The 24,742-nt window shown below is 62.1% G+C and carries 15 protein-coding genes and 1 pseudogene; 5 read left to right on the top strand and 11 right to left on the bottom strand.

Features of this window, described 5'->3' with window-relative positions:
- Positions 1-96: 96 nt before the first annotated feature.
- Both ptrR and AC1Q9F_RS05930 read left to right on the top strand, forming a co-directional pair.
- Entirely contained in the window at positions 97-990 is an 894-nt protein-coding gene (ptrR, locus tag AC1Q9F_RS05935; RefSeq protein WP_007956575.1) for a putrescine utilization regulator PtrR, read from the top strand.
- 142 nt (positions 991-1,132) lie between these two features.
- Positions 1,133-1,261, top strand: a complete 129-nt coding sequence (locus AC1Q9F_RS05930; RefSeq protein ID WP_003184145.1) for a PA1414 family protein — start codon at positions 1,133-1,135, stop codon at positions 1,259-1,261.
- Between the two features lie 94 nt (positions 1,262-1,355).
- Here the strand turns inward: AC1Q9F_RS05930 and AC1Q9F_RS05925 are convergent, their stop codons facing one another.
- The 6 genes from AC1Q9F_RS05925 to speB all read right to left on the bottom strand — a co-directional run bounded on the left by AC1Q9F_RS05925 (position 1,356) and on the right by speB (position 6,868).
- Positions 1,356-1,604 (bottom strand): hypothetical protein, encoded by a 249-nt coding sequence (locus AC1Q9F_RS05925; protein ID WP_007956577.1) that lies wholly within the window; start codon positions 1,602-1,604, stop codon positions 1,356-1,358.
- A gap of 44 nt (positions 1,605-1,648) precedes the next feature.
- Entirely contained in the window at positions 1,649-2,374 is a 726-nt protein-coding gene (locus tag AC1Q9F_RS05920) for an MBL fold metallo-hydrolase (RefSeq protein ID WP_492619777.1), read from the bottom strand.
- Between the two features lie 84 nt (positions 2,375-2,458).
- Complete coding sequence (locus tag AC1Q9F_RS05915; protein ID WP_492619778.1) at positions 2,459-3,838, bottom strand: sodium:solute symporter family protein; 1,380 nt, start codon at positions 3,836-3,838, stop codon at positions 2,459-2,461.
- Between the two features lie 79 nt (positions 3,839-3,917).
- Positions 3,918-5,429: a purine-cytosine permease family protein gene (locus tag AC1Q9F_RS05910; protein ID WP_492619779.1), complete on the bottom strand. Its 1,512-nt coding sequence runs from the start codon at positions 5,427-5,429 to the stop codon at positions 3,918-3,920.
- A gap of 55 nt (positions 5,430-5,484) precedes the next feature.
- Positions 5,485-5,907: a YybH family protein gene (locus AC1Q9F_RS05905; protein WP_007956584.1), complete on the bottom strand. Its 423-nt coding sequence runs from the start codon at positions 5,905-5,907 to the stop codon at positions 5,485-5,487.
- A gap of 10 nt (positions 5,908-5,917) precedes the next feature.
- Positions 5,918-6,868, bottom strand: coding sequence for an agmatinase (speB, locus tag AC1Q9F_RS05900; protein WP_007956591.1), 951 nt, complete (start codon positions 6,866-6,868; stop codon positions 5,918-5,920).
- A gap of 293 nt (positions 6,869-7,161) precedes the next feature.
- Between speB and AC1Q9F_RS05895 the strand changes: the two genes are divergently transcribed.
- The gene (locus tag AC1Q9F_RS05895; RefSeq protein ID WP_039772530.1) at positions 7,162-8,055 is read left to right on the top strand and encodes a LysR family transcriptional regulator; all 894 of its coding nucleotides are present in this window, start codon (positions 7,162-7,164) and stop codon (positions 8,053-8,055) included.
- Between the two features lie 6 nt (positions 8,056-8,061).
- Complete coding sequence (locus tag AC1Q9F_RS05890) at positions 8,062-8,655, top strand: tRNA-uridine aminocarboxypropyltransferase (protein WP_492619780.1); 594 nt, start codon at positions 8,062-8,064, stop codon at positions 8,653-8,655.
- A 145-nt stretch (positions 8,656-8,800) separates the two neighbouring features.
- Here AC1Q9F_RS05890 and AC1Q9F_RS05885 read toward each other — a convergent pair whose 3' ends face one another.
- From AC1Q9F_RS05885 to AC1Q9F_RS05875, 3 genes are read right to left on the bottom strand one after another with little or no spacing between them, the layout of a single operon-like run.
- Positions 8,801-10,162 (bottom strand): HlyD family type I secretion periplasmic adaptor subunit, encoded by a 1,362-nt coding sequence (locus AC1Q9F_RS05885; protein ID WP_085605682.1) that lies wholly within the window; start codon positions 10,160-10,162, stop codon positions 8,801-8,803.
- Positions 10,163-10,172: 10 nt separating this feature from the next.
- Positions 10,173-12,332, bottom strand: a complete 2,160-nt coding sequence (locus tag AC1Q9F_RS05880; protein ID WP_492619781.1) for a type I secretion system permease/ATPase — start codon at positions 12,330-12,332, stop codon at positions 10,173-10,175.
- Positions 12,333-12,365: 33 nt separating this feature from the next.
- Positions 12,366-13,724 carry a TolC family outer membrane protein gene (locus tag AC1Q9F_RS05875; RefSeq protein ID WP_492619782.1) on the bottom strand — a complete coding sequence of 453 codons (1,359 nt, stop codon included), beginning with the start codon at positions 13,722-13,724 and terminating at the stop codon, positions 12,366-12,368.
- Between the two features lie 531 nt (positions 13,725-14,255).
- Between AC1Q9F_RS05875 and AC1Q9F_RS05870 the strand changes: the two genes are divergently transcribed.
- Positions 14,256-22,913: a retention module-containing protein gene (locus AC1Q9F_RS05870; RefSeq protein ID WP_492619783.1), complete on the top strand. Its 8,658-nt coding sequence runs from the start codon at positions 14,256-14,258 to the stop codon at positions 22,911-22,913.
- Positions 22,914-22,975: 62 nt separating this feature from the next.
- Here the strand turns inward: AC1Q9F_RS05870 and AC1Q9F_RS05865 are convergent, their stop codons facing one another.
- A complete protein-coding gene (locus AC1Q9F_RS05865; protein WP_492619784.1) occupies positions 22,976-23,353 on the bottom strand; it encodes a DUF6124 family protein in 378 nt (125 codons plus the stop codon).
- Between the two features lie 726 nt (positions 23,354-24,079).
- A pseudogene (locus tag AC1Q9F_RS05860) lies at positions 24,080-24,742 on the bottom strand (hypothetical protein); the annotation flags it as partial.

Here is a 24,742-nt window from a genome sequence, read left to right as displayed (position 1 = left end):
TTCCGTTGCAGGTTCAATGACCGTCAGGCTAGGACTGATTGACTTTCTTTAAAATTAAATAATAGTGAGCAACTTGTTCTGTTCAGGAGAAAGGTTGTGGAGTTCAGCCAATTGCGGATCTTCCAGGCCGTGGCGGAGGAGGGCTCGATCACCCGCGCCGCCGAGCGTTTGCACCGCGTGCCGTCGAACCTGTCGACCCGGCTCAAACAGCTGGAGGAGCAACTGGGTGTCGAACTTTTCGTCCGTGAACGTCAGCGTTTGCAGTTGTCGCCTGCGGGAAAAGTCCTGCTGGACTACACCGGCAAACTGTTCGCCCTGCGCGATCAGGCCAGTGCGGCGGTGATGGGCGGGCAACCGGCAGGGGATTTCGTGCTCGGCACGCTGTACAGCACGGCGGCGATTCATTTGCCGGCGCTGCTGGCGCGGTATCACAAGCAGTATCCGGCGGTGAATCTTCAAGTGCAGTCCGGGCCCAGTGGCGAATTGCTCGAAGGCCTGCTCACCGGGCGCCTCGATGCCGCGCTGGTGGATGGCCCGCCGCAGCTGGCCGGGATCGACGGGGTGCCGTTGTGCAACGAGCGGCTGGTGCTGATCAGCGAGGCCGATCACCCGCCGATACGCAGCGCCAGGGATGTCGAAGGTCGGGCGGTATTCACCTTCCGTCATGGCTGCGCCTACCGCGCGCGGCTGGAAGCGTGGTTCGCGCATTATCAGGCGGCGATGGGCCGGGCGATGGAGATCGAGTCCTATCAGGGCATGCTCGCCTGCGTGATCGCCGGCAGCGGTGTGGCGCTGATGTCGGAGTCGATGCTCGCCAGCCTGCCGGGGCGCGAAAGCGTGGCGGTGCACCCGCTGGCCGAGCCTTTTGCCAGTGCGACAACATGGCTCATGTGGCGGCGGGGCATGGTCGGTGCCAACCTCAATGCGTGGATCGAACAGCAGCAGGCGCTCTATCCCGTGGCTGGAGAAGATGTGCGGGAAACGGCTTGAACGAACGGTCAGGGATTTGGATCAATTCAGTAACAGATCATTGCGGATTTGGCCGAGCATTGCGTAGGACTTCGGACTATTATCAGTGCGAAGCGGCCTCAGAATTCCGGACGCTCAGCACCACCCTGAAGGGGGCATGACGATGAAAGAGAAAATTCAAAACTGGCTGCACGATTTGGGTGTTGCCCTCGGCTTGATCGAACCGCCTCTGCAACCGGTCCCGATTCGCACCGATGACGAACAGCGTCGGCGTCAGCCACGTCGGCGGTAATGCCCCGCTTTGAAGGATCAAAGGATTTAAACGACAAAAGATCGCACCCGGCCGTCGCTCCATTGGAGTGGCGGGCGGGTGCGATCTTTTGTTTTCAGTGACGCCCGATTTCCATCAGAAACCGGCTCAGGTCATTCGCGGTTTTCGCGGTCTTGAGCATCCGGTCCTCTTCGGCGGTGAAGGCCGTCAGTCCGAATTCATCTTCCAGATGGAAGATCAGATCTTCGATATCCGCTTTTTCCAGCCCCAGTTGCGCGAGGCTGGTGTTGTCGTCGAATTCACGATTTTCCAGCAGGCGCAGGATGAACCGGTGCACGGCAGCACGCACGGCAGCTCTTCTCATGGCAGATCTTTATGGTTGTTGGTCTGACTGGAGTACAGCAGGACTCAGGCGTGCTGGCGCAACCATTCGTCAATCATCCCGCGCAGATGCACTCCGGAAAAACTGCCGAAGTGCCCGCCATGCACCGTGCGGATCCTAAGCGCCTGCAAGCGTCGCAGACTGGCGGCGTAGTCCTCGAGATTGGAGTGGTAGGCGTCCTCAATCAACGGCCCGTCGTAAATGATGTCGCCGCTGAACAGGGTTTCGCTGGCCGCTTCATAGAGGCTGATCCCGCCCGGCGAATGCCCCGGCGTGTGCAGCACCTGCAACGTGCGGTTGCCCAGGTCCAGCACATCGCCATCCTCGACAAACCCGGTGGCCGGCGCGGCCTTGACCCGATATTCGGCGTAGCACAACGGGCAATCCGGGTGCGCTTCGAACATGTCGTCGCCGACGAAGGCTCGGCTCAAGTCATTCTCGCCATCCGGCGCCGCCAGAATGTCCGCCTCGGCGGGATGGACCAGCCGTTCGGCAAATTCGTGATGCCCGGCAATGTGGTCGAAGTGGCAATGACTGGCCACCGCCACCAGCGGCCGTTCGGTCAGCCACGGCAGTTGCTCGCGCAGACTCACCAGCCCGGAACCGCTGTCGAGCAACAGATCCTTGTCACGCCCCTGAACGTGCCACAGGTTGCAGCGGTAGAACGGGCGGATGAACGGCTCGTGAATCAGCCGAATGCCGTCGCTCAGGGATTGCACTTCGAACCACTGATCGCGAGAAACAATCTTCATAAGCACTTTCCTTAAGACGAAAAAAACGGGTGTGGCAACCGACGCCACACCCGCCGAAGAAAGCATCAAGTCGTTGTGTTCAGCTTAGATCGCGCTGGCCACCACGTTTGGGCGACGGGACATCAGGCTGACCACCACAAAACTCACCAGACCCACAGCCAGGCTGTAGTAGATCGGGGTGTTGGCATCCAGACCATCTTTGAACATGAACAGCAGGGCAGTGGCGAAACCCAGGCCCATGCTGGCGATGGCGCCGGCAGTGGTCGCACGTTTCCAGAAGATCGCACCGATCAGCGGGATCAGCATGCCGCCCACCAACAGGTTGTAAGCGAGGGTCAGAGCGCTGATCACGTCGTTGACTACCAGAGCAATACCCAGCACCACGACGCCGGTCAGCAGAGTGAACAGGCGGTTGATCGCCAGGCTCGACTGTTTGCCGCCACGCAGTTTCGGCAGCAGGTCTTCGGTCAGGGTGGTGGCAGCGGCAAGCAGGCCGGCGCTGGCGGTGGACATCATCGCGGCCAGGGCTGCGGCGATCACCAGACCACGGATGCCGTCCGGCAGCGACAGTTTGACGATGGCGGCGAAGGCGTTGTTGACGTTGTCCAGATCCGGGATCAGCACGTGTGCAGCCATGCCGATCAGGGCGCAAGCCAGACCGTAAAGGATGCAGTAGATGCCCGCGATGCTACCGGCGTACTGAGCCACTTTGGCAGTCTTGACGGTGAACACCCGTTGCCAGATGTCCTGACCGATCAGGATGCCGAAGAAGTAGATCATGAAGTAGGTGATGATCGTGTCCCAGCCGATGGTGGTGAAGCTGAAGGCGGTGGCCGGCAGTTTCAGCACCAGCTCGTCCCAGCCGCCGACGCGGTACAGGCAGATTGGCAACAGGATGAACATCAGGCCGACGGTCTTGATGATGAACTGGACGATGTCGGTCAGGGTCAGCGACCACATGCCGCCGATGGCCGAGTACACCACCACCACGCCACCGCCGAGCAGTACCGAGATCCAGAACGGCAGGCCGAACAGCACTTGCAGCACGGTGCCGATGGCGAGGATCGAGGTCACGCCGATCATCAGCGCATAGGCCAGCATGATCGCCGCGCTCGCCGAGCGGGCCATCGGGTTGTAGCGTTTTTCCAGGACCTGGGTAACGGTGTAGATCTTCAGTTTCAGCAGCGGCTTGGCCAGGAACAGGTTCAGCGCCACGATGCCGCAACCCAGTGCCGCGCACAGCCAGAAACCGGAAATGCCGTGCACGTAGCCCAGGCGGACGGTGCCGACGGTGGACGCACCACCGAGAACGGTCGCGGCCATGGTGCCCATGTACAGGCTCGGGCCGAGGTTACGCCCGGCAACCAGGAAGTCCTCGTTGGTCTTGGCTTTGCGCATGCCGAAATAGCCGAGCAACAGCATGCCGGCGGCGTAGATGAGGACGACGAATAAATCCAAAGCCATGATGGCGTGTCTCCGATTGTCTTTTTTATGGGGTGGAACACTGTGGGAGAAGGCTGACCCCCACAGGCGATTCGTTTATTCAGGCAGCCTGACGCAGCGCCGCTTCAGCCGGCGCATGTGCGCCTTTGCTGCGGGGATCCTTCGGGCCGTAGACCAGCGCCGGTTCCGGGAACAGGCTCAGCAACATCAGGTACATCACCGAGGCCAGCCCCAGCGTCACCAGCAGGCTGATGTCGATGCCGCCGGCCAACTCACCGAGCGGACCAACGAATTGCCCCGGCAGGTTGACGAAGCACAGGCCGACCGCTGCGCTCGGGATCCATGCACCCAGGCCGCGCCAGTTCCAGCCGTGGCTGAACCAGTAGCGTCCGCCTTGCTCGCCACGAGTGAACACTTGCAGGTCGTCCGGGCAGTAGAAGCCGCGACGCACTACCAGGCCGATGATCATGATCACCATCCACGGGGTGGTGCAGGTGATGATCAGCACGGCGAAGGTCGACACGCTCTGCACCAGGTTCGCCGCAAAGCGCCCGATGAAGATGAAGGCAATCGACAGCACGCCGATCAGCAACGTCGCCTTGACCCGCGACAGCAGGCGAGGGAATACGCTGGACATGTCCAGCCCGGTGCCATACAGCGAGGTGGTGCCGGTGGACATGCCGCCGATCACCGCAATCAGGCACACCGGCAGGAAGAACCAGCTCGGCGACACCGCCAGCAGACCGCCGACGTAGTTGTTGGCCGCGATGTAGTCCGGCGCCTGGATCGCCACGATGGTCGCGGTGGTCAGGCCGAACAGGAACGGGATGAAAGTAGCGATCTGCGATAGCACCACCGCCGCCATGATTCGCTGACGCGAGGTTTCACGCGGGATGTAGCGGGCCCAGTCGCCGAGGAACGCGCCGAAGGAAATCGGGTTGCTCATGGCCACCAGCGCAGCGCCGATGAACGCGGCCCAGAAGCCCGGCTGACCGAGGCTGACAGTGCCGGCGTAGTGCGAATCGAAAGGGCCGGCGAAGGCGAAGATGCCCAGCAGGAACAGCAGGCTCGCGCTCCACACCGCGACCTTGTTCACCCACAGCAGGAAACGGAAGCCGTAGATGCACACGGTCAGCACCAGAATCGCGAACAGACCGTAGGCCAGGCCCAAAGTCAGGTCGGTTTCCGGCAGGCCGATCAGGCGTTTCGCACCACCGATCAGCGCATCCCCCGAACTCCACACCGAGAGCGAGAAGAAGGCGATGGCGGTCAGCAACGACAGGAACGAACCGACGATCCGCCCGTGCACGCCGAAGTGCGCACCGGACGACACGGCATTGTTGGTGCCGTTGAGCGGGCCGAACAGGCCCATCGGTGCGAGGATCAGCGAGCCAAGCAGCACGCCCGAGACAATCGCCCAGACGCCCGCCTGAAAGGACAGGCCGAACAGCACCGGGAAACTGCCGAGCACGGCGGTGGCAAAAGTATTCGCGCCGCCAAAGATCATGCGGAACAAGTCCACGGGACCGGCGGTGCGTTCGTAGTCCGGGATCTGTTCGACCCCGTGGGTTTCAATCTGCGTAAGGCTTTGGTCTTTGTTGTTGTTATTCATGATCTGCTCCGATCATAAAGGCGCGCTCATCGTGCGTGAGCGTCACCTGTCTTGGCTAAGGGGATGGCAGCCCTTCCGGCATTGCGGACAAATGTTCGTGGCAGGCCAGCCAATGGCCTTGTTGTTCTAGGCTCGACGCTTGTTTTCTGAAAACAATCGTCTCGCGCTCCTGGCTGAAGTGTTGCTCCCCTTGCATGCGCAGCTCGGTGGCCACGTCATGGATGAAAATCGCCACGTCACCCTGCAGGCTGACGAAGGCGTTGCTCGAGGTGCAGGACAGCACCTCGAAGCCATCCTCGGCGCGCCAGCTGTCCCACAACGCCTGATAGGCATCGCGCGACAGCAGGGGCTGTTCGAGGGTGTAGAACACGAAGCTGGCATCGGCGCTGAACGCGCCGAAGTAGGCTTCGCGATCGTTGCGGGCGAAGGCGGACACCAGATCGGCGGCCGCTTTCAGAACCTGATCACGTTCGTTCATGACCCGACCCTCAGCGGTGGACCACGCCCGGCAGTACGCAGAGCATTTCGTACAGCAGGTTGGCGGCCAGCAGCGAGGTGTTGCCGGTGGTGTCATAAGCGGGCGAGACTTCTACCAGATCGCAGCCGATCAGGTCGAGGCCCTGACAGCCGCGAACGATTTCAATCGCCTGAATGGTCGTCAGGCCACCGATTTCCGGGGTGCCGGTGCCAGGCGCCCAGGCCGGGTCGATGCCGTCAATGTCGAAGCTCAGGTACACCGGGCCGCCACCGACTTTCTCGCGCACTTCGGCCATCAGCGGTTCCAGCGACTTGTGCCAGCACTCTTCGGCTTGCACCACGCGGAAGCCCTGATCGCGGCTCCAGTTGAAGTCGTCAGCGGTGTAACCCTGCGCACGCAGACCAATCTGCACCACGCGGTCGCAGTCCAGAAGACCTTCTTCGACGGCGCGACGGAAGGTCGTACCGTGGGCGATCTTCTCGCCGAACATGTGATCGTTGACGTCAGCGTGAGCGTCGATGTGCACCAGACCGACCTTGCCGTGCTTTTTGTGGATCGCACGCAGGATCGGCAGGGTGATGGTGTGGTCGCCACCCAGGGTCATCGGGATCACGTTGTGCTCGAGGATGTTGTCGTAGGCTTCTTCGATGATGCGCACGGCGTCGAGCAGGTTGAAGGTGTTGATCGCCACGTCACCGATGTCGGCAACCGACAGCGAGTCGAACGGCGCAGCGCCGGTGGCCATGTTGTACGGGCGGATCATCACCGATTCGGTGCGGATGTCGCGCGGCCCGAAGCGGGTGCCGGGTCGCAGCGAAGTACCGATGTCCAGTGGCACGCCAACGAAGGCAGCGTCCAGGCCGGCAGCGGTCGGTACATGGGGGAGTCGGAGCATGGTGGCGATGCCGCCGAAGCGCGGCATTTCGTTGCCGCCCAGTGGTTGGTGAAGAATCTTGTCCACGGGTAGGGCCTCATCGTCTTTGTTTTATTTATGTCGGCGCACCGCATTCGCAAGGTCACGGGCACCGCTGTGGGCCGATTCTGCGAAATGTAGTGCGACGGAAGAATCGCTACGGGCAAATACTTAGTTCAGAAATTTCTAAACTAATGCCAGACTTCCCCTACGTGCTCGTTCCCACGCTCTGCGTGGGAATGCATCCACGGACGCTCCGCGTCCAGCCGTAATCGCAGGTGACCCAGAGCGTCACGGGCGGCATTCCCACGTAGAGCGTGGGAACGATCCTTGGAGTAGACATGGCCAACGCTTTACCCGACCTGAAACTTTTGCGCATCTTCGTCAGCGTCGTGCGCCATCAGGGGTTTGCCAACGCGCAGCAGGAACTCAACCTGTCGACCTCGGCGATCAGCACCTACATGAGCCAGCTTGAAGCCGCGCTGGGTCTGGTGCTGTGCCATCGCGGGCGCGGCGGTTTCAGCCTGACCAGCAAGGGCGAGCTGTTCCATCAGGAAACCCTGCGCCTGCTGGCCGAACTCGAAGGTTTCGAGCAATACGCCGCCGCGCTCAAGGGCGAATTGCGCGGCACGCTCAACCTCGGGGTGATCGACTCGACGGTCAGCGACAAGGCCCTGCCGTTCGCCGAAGCCATCGGCGCCTACAGCCAGGAACACCCGGCGGTGCATCTGCATTTGTCGGTGATGAGCCCGTATGAACTGCAACTCGGCGTGCAGGACAACCGCCTCGATCTGGCCATCGGCGCTTTCTCCACGCGCATGAGCGGTCTGGTGTACATGCCGCTGTACCGCGAGCAGCACTGGCTGTATTGCAGTAATCGTCACCCGTTGTTCAACGAGCGGCGGATTCCCGAGCAGGTCATCACCCAGCAGCGCATGGTCGGTCGCGGTTACTGGAGCCAGGCCGAACTCGCACGCCACGGTTTCAAACACAGCGCGGCGACCGTGGAAAGTATGGAGGCGCAGCTGATTCTGGTGCTGTCCGGTGCCTACATCGGTTACCTGCCGGAGCACTACGCCCAGGCCTGGGCCGACAAGGGCGATTTGCGGGTGCTGCTGCCGGCGACCTTCGGTTATCAGGCACCGTTTTCCATGATCATGCGCCGGGGCCGCAGCCGCGAGCCGCTGATCCAGACTTTCCGCGATCTGCTCAAAGCGCAGCTCAATCAGGCATAAGAATTCATGTCCAGACCCCAATGCCCGCGCTGCCTGCGCCCACAAACCCACTGCCTGTGCCCGCTGATCCCCAGCCTCGACAGCCGCACCCGGGTGTTGCTGTTGCAGCACCCGAGCGAGGTCAGTCACGCGCTCAACACGGCACGGCTGGCGGCGCTCGGGTTGAAGAATGCCGAGCTGATTGTCGGTGAAGTGTTCGAGGATCTGCCCGCGCTGCTGAACCGGCCGGGGTATCGGGCGCGGTTGTTGTTCCCGGCGGAGGATGCGCAGCCGATGCAGGCTTACGTAGCGTCCGATGAACCGCTGTTGCTGGTGGTGCCGGATGGCACGTGGCGCAAGGCGCGCAAGATGTTGCACCTCAATCCATTGCTGGCAGCGTTGCCACGGGTGACTTTGGCGGAGGGCGGGGTTTCACGGTATCGGCTGCGCAAGGCACCGGGGCCGGGGGCGTTGTCGACGATTGAGGCGATTGTTCAGGCGTTGCAGATTCTTGAGGCGCCCGCGTCGTTCGAGCCGTTGCTCAAGCCGTTCGAGGCGTTGATTGAAGGGCAGATTGCGGCGATGGGGGAGGAGACTTTCCAGCGCAATCACTCAAAATGATCGCTGCCTGTCCCGACGCCTTCGCGAGCAAGCTCGCTCCCACAATGTCCCTGTCGAATACAAAACCTGAGTACGACGCCATACCTGTGGGAGCGAGCTTGCTCGCGATGGGGCCAGATCATTCACCGCAAAGTCCGGATCATCACTAGCGTTCGCGCATCGCCTCGGTCCGCGCTTTCAGCACCGGTTTGAGCAGGTAATCCAGCACGCTTTTCTCCCCGGTGATGATGTCCACCGTCGCCACCATCCCCGGAATGATCAGCAGCGGTTTCACATCCCCGCCCAAATGGTTTTTGTCGGTACGCACCTGGATCAGGTAGAAGCTGTTGCCCTTGTCGTCAGTGATGGTGTCGGCGCCGATCAGCTCAAGCTTGGCGCTGAGTCCGCCGTAGATCGTGTAGTCGTAGGCACTGAACTTGACCATGGCTTTCTGGCCCGGATGCAGGAACGCCACGTCCTGCGGCCGCACCTTGGCCTCGATCAACAGGTTGTCTTCCAGCGGCACGATTTCCACCATGTCGCTGCCCGGCTGCACCACGCCGCCGATGGTGTTGACCTTCATCTGCTTGATCACCCCACGCACCGGCGAAGTCACGGTGGTGCGGCTGACGCGGTCGTCGATGGCGATGCTCGACGCGGTGATTTTCGACAGGTCGGTGCGTTTCTCGTTGAGCTCCTTGGCCGCCTCGGAGCGGAAGGTCTGTTCCGATTCGTCGATCTTGCTCTTGATCTCGTTGATCGCCGATTCGGCCCGGGGAATGGCAAGGGTCGTGGCATTCAACGAGCCACGAATTTCCACTGCGCTACGACGTAGACGGAGGATCTCCACGGGCGATACCGCGCCGGTCTTCACCAGCGGTTCCGACATGTTCATTTCCTGTTGCAGCAGCGCCAGGCTCGAACTGTATTGCCCCTGTTTCGAGCGAAATTCCGCCAGCTCCTGCGCCTTCTGCCGCAGTTGTTCGCTGAGGGTGCGTTGCTCGCTGGCCAGCCGCCGTTGCCGTTGCTCATACAGCGAGCGCTCGTCCTCGGCCACTTGTGGAGCCTTGGCAATCACCTCGTCCGAGAGCTTGAACGGCCGGCCTTCGGCTTCGGCGGACAAGCGTTCGACCTGCGCGGTCAGGGCATAACGATCGGCCTCGCTCTCACCCTTGTTCGACAGAAAGCGGGTGTCATCCAGACGCAGCAAGGTGTCGCCCTTGCTGACCATTTGCCCTTCACGCACGAAGATCTCGGTGACGATCCCGCCTTCGAGGTTCTGGATCACCTGAACCTTGCTCGACGGAATCGCCTTGCCTTCGCCCATGGTCACTTCCTGGAGCACCGCGAACTTGGCCCAGACCAGCGCACTGATCAGCAGCGCCGCCGCCAGCCACACGGTGATGCGCGACCAGCGCGGCGAATCCTGCAGCGAGGCGCCGGCGGTTTCCGGCATGAATTCGGCCTCGGCGCTTTTACCGAAGCTGTCGAAGTAACCGCGCGGTTTTGAAGAGGAGGAAGCAGACATGGGGCAACTCCTAGACCGCCGCCGAGCCGACCCGGCCCTTGCGCAGTGCATCGATGACCGCTTCTTTCGGACCGTCGGCGACGATCCGGCCGTTGTCCAGCACCAGTAACCGGTCCACCAGGCTCAGCATCGAGGTGCGGTGGGTGACCAGCAGCAGCGTCTTGCCTTGCACCCAGCCGTGGAGTTTCTGGCGCAGGACGTCCTCGCTGCTGTTGTCCATGGCGCTGGTGGGTTCGTCGAGCAGCATGATCGGCGGGTCGAGCAACAGCGCCCGGGCCAGCAACACCGCCTGACGCTGGCCGCCGGAGAGCAATTGCCCACGCTCGCCCACCGGCCGGTCGAAGCCTTGCGGATGCTGCCGGGCGAGCTCGGTGACGCCGGTCAGTTCGGCGACTTCGAGCATCCGCGAATCGCTGATGTAGCGAGCACCGAGGGTCAGGTTGTCGCGCAGGCTGCCGGCCAGCAGCGGCAGGTCGTGGGCGACGTAACCGATCTGCTGGCGCAGGTCGGCGACATCCAGTTGCCGCAGGTCGAGGCCGTCGAGCAGCAACTGGCCTTCTTCCGGTTCGTAGAACCCCATCACCAGTCGCGCCAACGTGCTTTTGCCCGAGCCGCTGCGGCCGATGATGCCGATCCGCTCGCCGGGTTTGACGCTGAAGGTGACGTTGATCAGGGCCGGCGCGTTCTGGCCGTTGTAGTGGAAAGTCACCGCGTTGGCGTCTAGCGCGCCTTGCAGTTGCGTGCGCTCCAGCGGCCGCTGTTTGCCGTCGCGCTCCTGAGGCAGGGACATCAGCGCGTCGGTGCTTTTCATGGTCAGTTGCGCTTGCTGGTAACGAGTAATCAGCCCGGCGATCTGGCCCAGCGGCGCGAGCACGCGGCTGCCGAGCATGTAACTGGCCACCAGTGCACCGACGCTGAGGTTGCCGGCGATGATGCTGTAGACCCCGGCCACAATCGTCGCCATCCCGGAAAACTGCTGGATGAACAGCGTGCCGTTAGTGGCCAGCGCCGAGAGATTACGGGCGTGGCTGTCGAGGCGGGTGAGGGCGCCGTGGGTGCTTTCCCATTTGTGCTGGCGCTCGCTTTCGGCGCTGCACGCCTTGAGGGTTTCCAGGCCGCCGAGGGTTTCGATCAGCAACGCCTGACGCTCGGCACCGAGGCTCAGGCTTTTCTGCACGGTATCGCGCAGGCGAACCTGAATGATCATCGCGAACACAATCGTGATCGGGAACGCCAGCAGCGGAATCACCACCAGCCAGCCACCGAGCAGGCCGATCACCACCAGCATCAACACCACGAAAGGCAGGTCGATCAGGCTGGTCAGGGTCACGGCGGTGAGGAATTCCCGCAGGCCCTGAAAGTCGTGAATGCTCTGGGCGAATCCGCCGATGGTCGCCGGCCGGGCCTTCATCGACATGCCGGTGATGCGCTCGAACAAAGTGGCGGAAAGGATCACGTCGGTTTTCTTGCCGGCGGTGTCGAGCAGGTGCGCACGCACCACCCGCAGCACCAGTTCGAAACCGGTGCCGATCAGCAGCCCGATCGCCAGCACCCACAGGGTCGACGTGGCCTGGTTCGGCACCACGCGATCGTAGGTCTGCATGACGAACAGCGGCACCATCAGGCCCAGCAGGTTGATCAGAAAACTGGCGAGGATCGCGTCGCTATACAACCATTTCGACAGCTTCAGGGTGTCGCGAAACCACGCCTGCACCCGTGGCACCAATGGCGAGCGCAGGTCTTCCAGTTCATGCCGGGGCCGGGCGAACAAGGCCTGGCCACTGTAGTGTTCGGTGAGCTCTTCACGGCTGACCCATTGCTCGCCGCCGTCGGCTTCGCTGGGCAGGATCAGCGCCTTGCCGTCTTCGGCAAACCGCCGCAGCACCGCCGTGCGCCCGTTGCCCAACAGCAACAGCACCGGCAGGTTCAGCGGAGAAATGTCTTTGAGTTCCCGGCGCAGTAAGCGCGCCTGCAACCCGGCCCGGGCTGCGGCGCGGGGCAGCAGGTCCAGGCTCAGGCGTTGTTTGTCCAGGGGCAGCCCGGCGCTCAGGCTGGCGCGACTGACCGTCGCGCCATGCAGTTTGCAGAGGATCAACAGACCGTCGAGCAACGGGTCATCGAAGCTCAGCCGCGGATCGATCCCGGTGTTACCGGGTTGCATGCTGGTCATATTGATCGCTCCCCTGGCACTACATCATCGGGACTACTTCAGTTCAGGCAAGCGCGCTTCGTTCTTCACCTCGGTCGCGGCAATCGCATCGGCCGGCAGCACCACACGCTGCTTGTTCAACAACTGGCCCATGTTCGCCAGCACGCGGTACATCGAATATTCCTCGGTGTAGCGGATTTCGGTGTAGCGGCGGTTGGCGTTGTACAGCTCGTTTTCACTGTCGAGCAGGTCGAGCAGGGTGCGCTGGCCGAGGCCGAACTGATCCTGATACGCGGCGCGCACACGCTTGGTGGTTTCGGCGTATTCGCGGGCGGTCGGGGTCTGCTTCTTGGCGTTGACCATGGCGTTCCAGGCCAGGTGAATGTTCTCGTTGAGCTGGCGCAGGGCGTTGTTGCGGATGTCCATCGCCTGGTTGATCTGGTGCGCGTCGGAGGCCAGTCGCGCCTTGTCGCTGCCGCCACGGAACAGGTTGTAGTTCATCACCACGCCGACCCGCCATTCGTTGTCGTGGCCCTCGTCGCCCTGCACGTTGTTGTTGGCGCCGACCGCCGCTTCCGCATCGAAGCGTGGATAGAACGGCGACTTGGCGACTTCGTACTGGCTCTCGGCCGATTGCACGTCAGCCTGGGCGGATTTCAGGTACGGGTTGTTCTCGACCATGCTCTGCTGGGCTTCGGGCAGGGTGGCGGGCAACTCGCCACGGGTCGAAGCGGGCGCTTCCAGCTCATCGGGCATGCGTCCGACCACGCTGTAGAAGTTCGATTCGGCGTCGGCCAGATCGACTTCGGCGGTGTCGAGATTGTTCTGCGCCAGCGCCTTACGGGCGACCGATTGATCGGAGTCGGCGGTGCTGCCCACGCCGCGCTCGGTACGCAGGCCGATCTGGTCGTTGACGCGCAAGTGCGCCTGCAGGTTGTTCCTGGCCAGGGTCACCAGTTCACGGCGCTTGAGCACTTCGAGGTAGACCTCGATGGTGCGCAGTGCCAGGTCCTGGGCGGTGCCTTGCGCGTAGTAGGCGCGCGAGTTGGAAACGCCTTTGGTGCGTTCAACCTCGTTGGCAGTGTTGAAACCGTCGAACAGCATCTGCCGCAGCCGCAGCTCGGACTGGGTGTAATTGAGGATTTCGGTGTGGTGGTTACCGAAGGCCCGGGTGTTGGTGTTGTCGCTGTAGCCGCGCCCGTAGGCAGCATTCAGATCCACCGACGGATAGAAGCCGCCCTTGGCGACTTTCACCTGTTCATCAGCTGACAGGCGCGCGTCCACGCGCGAGGCAAGTTCTGGGTGGGTGGCGATGGTGCTCTGGATCGCTTCGGTGAGGTTCATGGCCTGGGCTTGGGAAGTGCAAGCCATGGCCAGCAAAACCGCGCTGCAGAGGGGGGTTAGAACGCGCATGGGTGCATCTCCCTGAGTCCTGATGGTATTTCGCTGTCGCCAATTTATTGACGATATTTTTAGTAGAAAGCGTTTCATGCCTGTAACAACAGAGCTAAGAACATCCTGAAGCGTAGCTAAGAAAAAATTTTCATATGGGTTATGCCAAAAAAAACTTATGCGGTTCGCCAAATCCAGCACATTGTTCCACTCGAAAGCCTTTGTTTTATGCGCTTTAGGGAGCACAGAAAGGCTTGAGGAAAGTTCCACTCACTTTGCGACATACGGCGAAGTACTGCTAAAGGGGAGGGACGCGTAGCGGCTGAAGGGCGACAGTTTTTTGTCACTCGGGTGATTCACCACCGTTACGTAGCGTTAGTGGGCTTGCTGCATCGAACAGAGATTCCAAGTGATTGATGGCGCTGGAGTTTCTGGATTTGCGCAACCTGCGAAACGAACTGTCGAGGTGCGAGCGTCGCCCCGACAACCCGCTTGAGCCATGGGCTGCTTCGCGAACCAGCGCCGACGGTGGTCGGCAGCGGAGGAATGCACATGGCAACGCTCATCGGGATCGTCACTAAAGTCATTGGTCAGGTTTTCGCTCAATCGGCAGACGGCAGTCGCCGCGCATTGGTCGAAGGCGATCGGCTGTTTGCAGGGGATCAATTGATCACCGGGGCGGAGGGGGCGGTTGCCGTCCATCTGCAAAATGGCCAGGAGCTGACCCTCGGTCGGGACAGCAGCCTGACCATGACCGGCCAGTTGCTCGCCGATCAGGCCGCCCACGTCAATGCCCCGGAAGCGGTGACCCCGAGCGAGTCGCAACTGACCGACGTCGAACAGATCCAGAAAGCCATTGCCGCCGGCGATGACCCGACCAAAACCGCCGAAGCGACGGCGGCAGGTCCTGGCGCCACCGGTGGTGCGCCGGGCGCGCTGGGGGGCGGCCACAGTTTTGTGTTGCTGACTGAAGTGGCGGGCCGGGTCGATCCGGTCATCGGTTTCCCGACGGCCGGTTTCAACGGCATCCCCGAGTTTCCCGAAGAGCGGCATAACGCCGTGATCGACAACGGTGACGGCCAGGCCGCCCCGATTGTTCCGCCACCGCCACCGGTCAACAACCCGGTGACCCTTGGCGGCCTGTCCGTGCCCGGCGGCGAACTGACCCTCAACGAAGCCAATCTGCCCGACGGCTCCGCCGCCAACCCTGGCGCGCTGACCCAGACCGGCAGCTTCACGGTGTCGGCACCGGACGGCCTGAGCAGCCTGAGCATCGGCGGCATCAACGTGATTGTCGGCGGCGTGCCGATCGGTTTCCCGCAATCGATCACCACACAATTGGGCAACACCCTGACCATCACCGGCTACAACCCCGCCACCGGCACGGTGAGTTACAGCTACACCCTCAACGGCAACGAAACCCACGCGGCGGGCGACGGTGCCAATAACCTCAGCGAACAATTCACCGTGATCGCCGGCGACAGCAATGGCGACACAGCTACTGGCACGCTGGACGTCAACATTACCGACGACGTGCCGAAAGCGTTCGATGACAACAATGGTACGGCGACAGAGACTCAACTGACGCTGACCGGCAACGTGCTGACCAACGACGTGCAAGGTGCCGACCGCGTACCCGTCGGCGAAAACGCCGGCCCGATCACTCCCGGTACATTCGTCGGGACTTACGGCACATTGGTGCTCAACGCCAACGGCACCTACACCTACACGCTGAATACCAGTGATGCGGACTTCAAGAATCTGCATGGCGGTGGCAATGGCACCGAGACTTTCACTTACACCCTGACCGATGCAGACGGCGACTCCAGCACCGCCAACCTCGTGTTGCAGATCCACAACAACGACGATCCTGTGGTTATCAACGGGTTGAACGTCGAGGGCGGTGAACTCACTGTTTACGAGAAAAACCTTGGCGACGGCAGCGCGCCGGATTCGGGAGCCCTGACTCAAAGCGGCACCTTCACGATCACCGCGCTGGATGGCGTCACCACGCTGACCATCGGCGGCATCGCCGTTGTCACCAACGGTGTGGCCGCAGGCTTCCCGCAATCGGTGACCACGCCACTGGGCAGCACACTGACCATCACTGGCTTCAACGCTGCCACCGGCGTCGTCAGCTACAGCTACACCCTGGTCGACAACGAAGCGCATCCGACTGCCAACGGCGCCAACGTACTGAACGAGCAATTCGCGGTGACCGTGGTTGACGACAACGGCACCACCGCCAACGCGACGCTGGACGTGAACATCGTCGACGACCTGCCAAAAGGTGTGGACGACAGCAACGCGGGCACCGCTTCGGAAACCAATCTCACGCTGACTGGCAACGTGCTGACCAACGACGTGCAGGGCGCCGACCGCGTAACTGTCGGCGAAAACGCCGGCCCGATCACCGCAGGCACTTTCACCGGTACTTACGGCACCTTGGTGCTGAATGCCAACGGCACGTACACCTACACCCTCAACACCAACGATGCGGATTTCAAAAATCTGCATGGCGGCGGGAACGGCACCGAAACCTTCACCTACACCATCACCGATGCCGACGGCGACACAAGCACGGCGAACCTCGTCCTGCAGATCCACAACAATGACGATCCGGTGATCATCAACGGCCTCGACGTCAACGGCGGCGAACTCACCGTCTACGAAAAAAACCTCGGCGACGGCAGCAGCCCCGATGCGCCAGCCCTGACCCAAAGCGGTACTTTCACCATTACCGCGCTGGACGGCGTCACCACCCTGACCATTGGCGGCATCGCTGTAGTCACCAATGGCGTGGCGGCAGGCTTCCCACAATCGGTGACCACGCCACTGGGCAGCACGCTGACCATCACCGGTTTCAACGCGGCGACCGGCGTCGTCAGCTACAGCTACACCTTGGTCGACAATGAAGCGCACCCGACTGCCAATGGCGCCAACGTGCTCAGCGAGCAGTTCGCCGTCACCGTGGTCGATGACAACGGCACCACCGCCAATGCCACGCTGGACGTGAACATCGTCGACGACCTGCCAAAAGGCGTGGACGACAGCAACGCCGGCACCGCCTCGGAAACCAATCTGACGCTGACTGGCAACGTGCTGACCAACGACGTACAGGGCGCCGACCGCGTGCCTGTCGGTGAAAACGCCGGCCCGATCACCGCCGGCACGTTCACCGGGACTTACGGGACATTGGTGCTGAACGCCAACGGCACTTACACCTACACCCTCAACACCAGCGACGCCGATTTCAAAGCGCTGCACGGCGGCGGCAACGGCACTGAAACTTTCACCTACACCATCACCGATGCCGACGGCGATACCAGCACCGCGAACCTCGTCCTGCAGATCCACAACAACGACGATCCGGTGATCATCAACGGCCTCGACGTGAACGGCGGCGAGCTCACTGTCTATGAGAAAAACCTCGGAGACGGCAGCAGCCCCGATGCTCCCGCCCTGACCCAGAGCGGCACCTTCACCATCACCGCGCTGGACGGTGTCACCACGCTGACCATCGGCGGCATCGCCGTGGTCACCAACGGTGTAGCCACAGGCTTCCCGCAATCCACCGTCACCCCGTTAGGCAGCACACTGACCATCACCGGCTTCAACGCGGCGACCGGCGTCGTCAGCTACAGCTACACCCTGGTCGACAACGAAGCGCACCCGACTGCCAATGGCGCCAACGTGCTCAACGAGCAGTTCGCCGTCACCGTGGTCGATGACAACGGCACCACCGCCAATGCCACGCTGGACGTGAACATCGTCGACGACCTGCCAAAAGGTGTGGACGACAGCAACGCCGGGACTGCTTCGGAAACCAATCTCACATTGAGCGGCAACGTCCTCACCAACGACGTGCAAGGCGCTGACCGCGTACCGACCGGCCCGAATGCCGGCCCGATCACCGCCGGCACGTTCACCGGGACTTACGGCACCCTGGTGCTGAACGCCAACGGCACTTACACCTACACGCTGAACACCAACGATGCGGACTTCAAAAACCTGCACGGCGGCGGCAACGGCACCGAAACCTTCACCTACACCATCACCGATGCCGACGGCGATACCAGCACTGCGAACCTGGTGCTGAACATCCACAACAACGACGACCAGGTCTACCTCAACGGCCTCGACGTCAACGGTGGCGAACTCACCGTCTACGAGAAAAACCTCAGCGACGGCACCAGTCCCAACACCCCGGCACTGACCCAGAGCGGAACCTTCACCGTCACCGCCCTCGACGGTCTGCAAACCCTGACCGTGGGCGGCATTGCCGTGATCACCAACGGTGTCGCGGCCGGCTTCCCGCAATCGGCGGTCACCCCGCTGGGCAGCACGCTGACCATCACCGGATACGACCCGGCCACGGGCGTCGTCAGCTACAGCTACACCCTGGTGGATAACGAAACCCATCCGACCGCCAACGGCGCCAACAGCCTCACCGAGAACTTCAACGTGGTGGCGACCGACACCGATGGCAGCACCGCCACCGGGCAGATCAACGTCAACATCATCGACGACCTGCCGACCGCCAAACCCGACGCGACGTCGGTGCAGGAGGGCGGCACCGTCAGCGGCAACGTGCTGGACAACGACATCGGCGGCGCCGACGGCCCGGCAGCGGGTGGCGCGGTAGTGGGTGTGCGCGCCGGCTCCGACACCTCGACCTCGGCCATCGGCGGGCTCAACAGCAACATCAACGGCACCTACGGCTACCTGACCCTCGACGCCAACGGCAACGCGGTCTATCACAGCAACCCGAATGCCGTGAGCGGCCCGGGTGCGGTGGATGTGTTTGTGTACACCGTGCGCGATTCCGACGGTGATGAAAGCACCACCACCATCACCATCGACGTTGCCAACAGCAAACTGTGCGCGGTCAGCGATACCGACGTCACCGTGTACGAAAAAGCCCTCGACCTGACCAAGGACGGGCAAGACCTGGCCCCTGGCACGGTCACCGGCAGCGATCCGACCAGCACCGGGGAAACCGCGTCCGGCACTTTGGTCGGCTCGGTCACCGGCGCGGTCGGTGCGATCAGCTATGCGCTGGTCGGCAGCGCCACCGGCAACTACGGGCAGATCGTGCTCAACCCCAACGGCACGTACACCTACACCCTGACCTCACCGGCCAGCACCACCCCGCACGCCGACGACGGCGCCAACACCCTGACCGAAACCTTCACCTACCAGGCCACCGATTCGCTGGGCAACGTCGTCACCAGCACCATCGTGGTCAGCATCGTCGATGACGTGCCGAAGGCAATCAACGACAGCAACGCCAGCACCGCGTCGGAAACCCAGTTGACCCTCAACGGCAACGTGCTGACCAACGACGTGCAAGGCGCTGACGTGGTGGCGACCGGCCCGAATGCCGGCCCGATCACCCCCGGCACCTTCACAGGCACTTACGGCACCCTGGTGCTGAACGCCAACGGCACGTACACCTACACGCTGAACACCAACGACGCAGACTTCAAAAACCTGCACGGCGGTGGCAACGGCACCGAGACCTTCACCTACACCCTGACCGATGCCGACGGCGACACCAGCACTGCGAATCTGGTGCTGAACATCCACAACAACGACGATCCGGTTGTCCTCAACGGCCTCGACGTGAATGGCGGCGAACTCACCGTCTACGAGAAAAACCTCAGCGACGGCACCAGCCCCAACATCCCGGCGCTGACCCAGAGCGGCACCTTCACCGTGACGGCCCTCGACGGTCTGCAAACCCTGACCGTGGGTGGCATCGCCGTGATGACCAACGGCGTGGCGGCCGGCTTCCCGCAATCGACCGTCACCCCGTTGGGCAGCACGCTGACCATCACCGGTTACAACCCGACCACCGGCGTGGTGAGTTACAGCTACACCCTGGTGGATAACGAAACCCACCCGAACGCCAACGGCGCCAACAGCATCACCGAGAACTTCAACGTGGTGGCGACGGACACCGACGGCAGCACGGCGACCGGGCAGATCAACGTCAACATCATTGATGACTTGCCGACCGCCAAGGCCGACACCGGCTCGGTGGCGGAGGGCGGCACGGTCAACATCAGCGTGCTGGGCAATGACATCAGCGGCGCGGATGGCGCGGCGATCGTGGTCGGCGTGCGCGCCGGCGGCAACACCGCGACCTCGGCCATCGGCGGTCTCAACAGCAACATCAACGGCAGCTACGGTTACCTGACCCTCGATGCGGCCGGTAACGCGGTCTATCACAGCAACCCGAACTCGGTGAGCCCGCCGGGCGCCACCGACACCTTCACCTACACCATCCGTGACAGTGACGGCGACGAAAGCACCACCACCATCACCGTCAACGTCGCCGACAGCAAACTCGTGGCCTCGACCGATCAGGACGTGACCGTCTACGAGAAAGCCCTCGACCTGACGAAGGACGGGCAAGACCTGGCCCCCGGCACGGTCACCGGCAGCGACCCGGGCAACACCGGCGAAACTGCCAGCGGCACGCTGGTCGGTTCGGTCAGCGGCGGCAGCGGGGCGATCACCTACACCCTGGTCGGCAGCGCCACCGGGACTTACGGGCAGATCCAGCTCAACGCCGACGGCACGTACACCTACACCCTGACCTCGGCGCCGAAAACCACGCCGAACGCCAACGACGGGCCGAACACCCTGAGCGAAAGCTTCACCTACAAAGCCACCGATGCGCTGGGCAACAGCACCACCAGCACCATCGTGGTCAACATCGTCGACGACGTGCCAAAAGCGGTGGCGTCGGAGCGTTCGGTGGCGGCGGTGGAGATCGACTCCAACATCCTCATCGTCCTCGATATTTCCGGCAGCATGGCCGACGCCTCCGGCGTGCCGGGCCTGTCGCGGCTGGCACTGGCCAAGCAGGCGATCAGCGCCTTGCTCGACAAGTACGACGATCTGGGCGATGTGAAAGTGCAGCTCGTCACCTTCAGCAGCAACGCCACTGACCGCACTTCGGTGTGGGTCGATGTCGCCACGGCCAAGACGATACTGGCCGGCCTCAGCGCGGGCGGCGGTACCAACTACGATGCGGCCGTGGCGACCATGCAGACCGCGTTTAACACCTCGGGCAAACTCACCGGGGCGCAGAACGTCGGCTACTTCTTCTCCGATGGCAAACCCAACGAGGGTGATATCAACGCGGCTGACGAAGCTGCCCTGAAAAACTTCCTTGATGCCAACAACATCAAGAACTACGCGATCGGCCTGGGCAGCGGCGTGAGCAACGCCAACCTCGATCCGCTGGCGTACGACGGCATCACCCACACCAACACCAACGCGGTGGTGGTCACCGATCTCAACCAGCTCAACTCGGTGTTGTCCGGCACCGTCGAAGGGGCACCGGTCACCGGTTCGTTTATCGGCGAGGGCGGCACGTTCGGCGCCGATGGCGGGTTCATCAAATCCATCGTGGTCGACGGCACCACCTACACCTATGACCCGAAAGCCAACGGTGGCCAAGGTTCACTGGTCGCCAGCGGCGGCGCCAACCACGGCACGTTCAACACGGTGAACAACACCCTCAGCATCGCCACCAACAACAGCGGCACCCTGGTGGTCAACCTCGACACCGGCGACTACAGCTACACCTCGCAGAAAACCACCGCCGTGGTGATCACCGAAAACATCGGCTTCACCCTCAGCGACAACGACGGCGACCTCGCCAGCTCGACCCTGACCGTGAAAGTGATCCCCAACGCGCCTCCGGTGGCGGTGGACGACCACATCATCACCAACGTGCTGTCGGGCAACATCGTGGTGCCGGGCGAGCTGTTGCTGGCCAACGACACCGACCCCAACGGCGACACCCTCAACGCCACGCCAACCTCGTTCAACACCGGCTGGATCTCCAGGTCGGCAGACTTCACCGGCACCGGCGCGATCAGCTTCACCGGCACCAACGCCAACACCGCCGCCAACCAGAACCTGGCCAACGTGCGTAATTCGTTCAGCGCCAACGCCGCCACCATGACCGCCGTGCTGGTGGTCAGCGGTTACCTCGGCGCGGTGACCAACACCAACGCCAACGATGAAGATCGCATCACCGTCAACCTGCGCCAGGGCGAAACCCTCAACCTGGACCACAACCTGGCGGCCGGTCACATCACCATGGAGTACTCGATCAACGGCGGCGCCTACATCGCCCTCGCGGACGGCCAGACCCTGACCGCGACGTCCGATGGCGTCTACCAGATCCACATCACCAATATCACCAACACCACGGGCAGCAACGCCAACGCGGCGGAGAACTACCAGCTGACCATGACCCTCAACTACGCCGGGGCCCACGACATCACGCCGGACTACCACGGCATCTACACCGCCAACGACAACCACGGCGGCAGCGACACGGCGAACGTGACCATCAGCTATCAGGACGGCCACACCCTCACCGGCACCTCGGGCGATGACGTGCTGGTGGCCGGCACCGGCGACAACATCATCAACGCCGGCGACGGCAACGATGTGCTCACCGCAGGTTCCGGCAACAACGAACTGCACGGCGGCGCCGGCAACGACTTGCTCTACAGCGGCCCGGGCAACGATTTGCTCGACGGCGGCACTGGCATCGACACCGCCAGCTACGCCCACGCGACCGCCGGGGTAACGGTCAACCTCGGCCTGCTCGGTGCGCAAAACACCATTGGCGCCGGGACGGACACCCTGACCGGCATCGAAAACCTCGTCGGCTCGAACTTCAACGACACCCTCACCGGCGACAACAATAACAACGTGATCAACGGCGGCCTGGGCAACGACATCCTCAACGGTGGCGGGGGCGATGACCTGCTGATCGGCGGGATGGGCAACAACACCCTGACCGGCGGGCCGGGTGCCGACACCTTCCAGTGGCTCAAGGGCAACAGTGGGCACGACCTCGTCACCGACTTCACCCCCGGCACCGACAAGCTCGACCTGTCGCAACTGCTGCAAGGTGAAAACGGCACGTCGGCGTCACTGGATGACTACCTGCACTTCACCGTCACCGGCAGCGGCGCCTCGGTCATGACCAGCATCGACGTCAGCGCCATGGCCGGCGCCACACCGAACCAGACCATCGACCTGGCCGGCGTCAACCTGGCCAGCCACTACGGTGTAACACCGGGGGCGGGTGGGTTGATCGCCAGCGGGCATGACACAGCGACCATCATCAACGGCATGCTCAATGATCATTCGTTGAAGGTGGATACGGTGTAAGCCGGAGCTGAAACGACAAAACCCGCCGTCCCGATCAAACGGGACGGCGGGTTTTTCTTTGCTCAGGCTACAGCGGGCGCCTCAGCCTTCAACTCCAGATTATCCAGCACGCGATTCACCGCCAGCTCCCCCAGCATGATCAACTGCGCAATCCCCAACAGCACATGCCGATGCGAGCCATCCACCAGCCCGGCGAAGTCATTGGCCATGACCTTGGCCGAGGTCAGGGTTTCGCAGGCGTCGGCCAGCAGTTCTTCGCTGTCGATGCCGGGGGCGATGAGGTAGCGGGTGTTGGGTTTGAGCAGCGGTTTTCGGGGGAGGAGGGGATTGAGGTAGTGGTCGAGCGCGCGCTCGGCGGCTTCGTGGAATTTCTTTGAATCGAGGGTTTCGTATGGGGAAGTCGAATCGGCCTCGGGCGGGTTTGGCGTTGGTTTGATCATGGTGAAGCTCCTTGAGAAATGGAGCCGTCATCCATCGCTGCTAAACGAATTAGGTGGCGGCTGAACGCGGGTTAGCAGACCAGGCTCAAGGATCCCGGCGCACCGAAGTGCCCCACGTCAGCCGCCATAACAAAACATTGGCGACACCAACGTGCCTTGAAGTTAACCGGGCTGCTAAACCCGATCGCTGCTTTTCAGCGACCGCCAAACAATAGAACCCGCCCCCCAAGGCGCACAAGCCGGCGGATTCTGGCGGATGCGTAGGCAAAGGCGCAAGGTTGCGTGGCTTTGTGGACATAACTTTCAACACTCTTCAACAAGTGCGTTGGCTTGAGATTAAACGACAAAACCCGCACTCCAGGTTGAAGGGAATTGCGGGCTTTCAGGCGGGGAACTGATAAATAAATGCGTCCCCTTTTACTTCCTTCAGTTATTAGCAACAGCGTCGATGACTACCGGAATCTTCACCGCACCGTTTTCGATGAAAAGTTCGAAGTATGTCCACCCGGGAACACGTCTAGCGAAGGTACCAGCGGGGATCGTGTACCAACCGTTGACAGGCGCCCCCGTGAATGAACCCGTTGCGTTTCCATTTGCGGCTGCCGGGTGAATAGACAAAGTACCGGTAAAAGTGGCGTTATTTACCCTGACTCCAATTGTCTCTTCCAAGAGCCTGCCTTGCCCGTCATATGACCACGTACCTGTGCCGTAAAGGATTTGCCACTGTTAGACTCTCACTATATGTGGATCTGAAACCGCGTCGGATCCATCCGTTGTTCTTATTGTGAAACTGTGGTGACCGTCGCCCATATTCAGTGCATGCACAGACCAGTCACCAGATCCGTTTGCCGATGATTTACCTTTTGGTTCCTCGCCATCGAAAAGCTGGCTCTCCAGCCATGCAGTGGTTCTTCCGAACACCGTGACGTTCCGATCGCTTGTTATCGTATTGTGGGGAATCGACTGCCCTGATGCAGTTTGTATCGAAGTAATCCTGGGTTTAACGAGCGTAACCACCGTCAACAACCGAACATTGCTCCAGAGAGGAGCGCCCACGTACAGGCGTTTCGCAGCCAATCGGCGAAGACCTAAGGCCAGCGGGAACGCTTTTTCCCAGATGCCGGTGGTCCGGTCTGCGATTGCCGTGCCCATGAGGACGGCGGTGGCTCCGTCTCCCTCCCAGATCTCGACACTCTGCCCTTTGCTTGCCTTGCCCCTCACCGTCACGGTGGGGCTGACGGTTGTCCCGCCTTCCGGTATTTCCTTGCCCGCGTTGTCGAGAATATTGTCGATGGTCTGTACAACCACAGGCGTTACGGTGAAGGTCCGCGCAGCCGAGGTCGCCCCTGTTCCATACAACGCCTTGGCGGTGAAGCTGTGATGCACGGC

Source organism: Pseudomonas sp. GW823-FHT04A03, assembly GCF_058796615.1.
The sequence above is the reverse complement of the archived record's forward strand: the minus strand, read 5'-3'. Positions and strand labels throughout refer to the sequence as shown.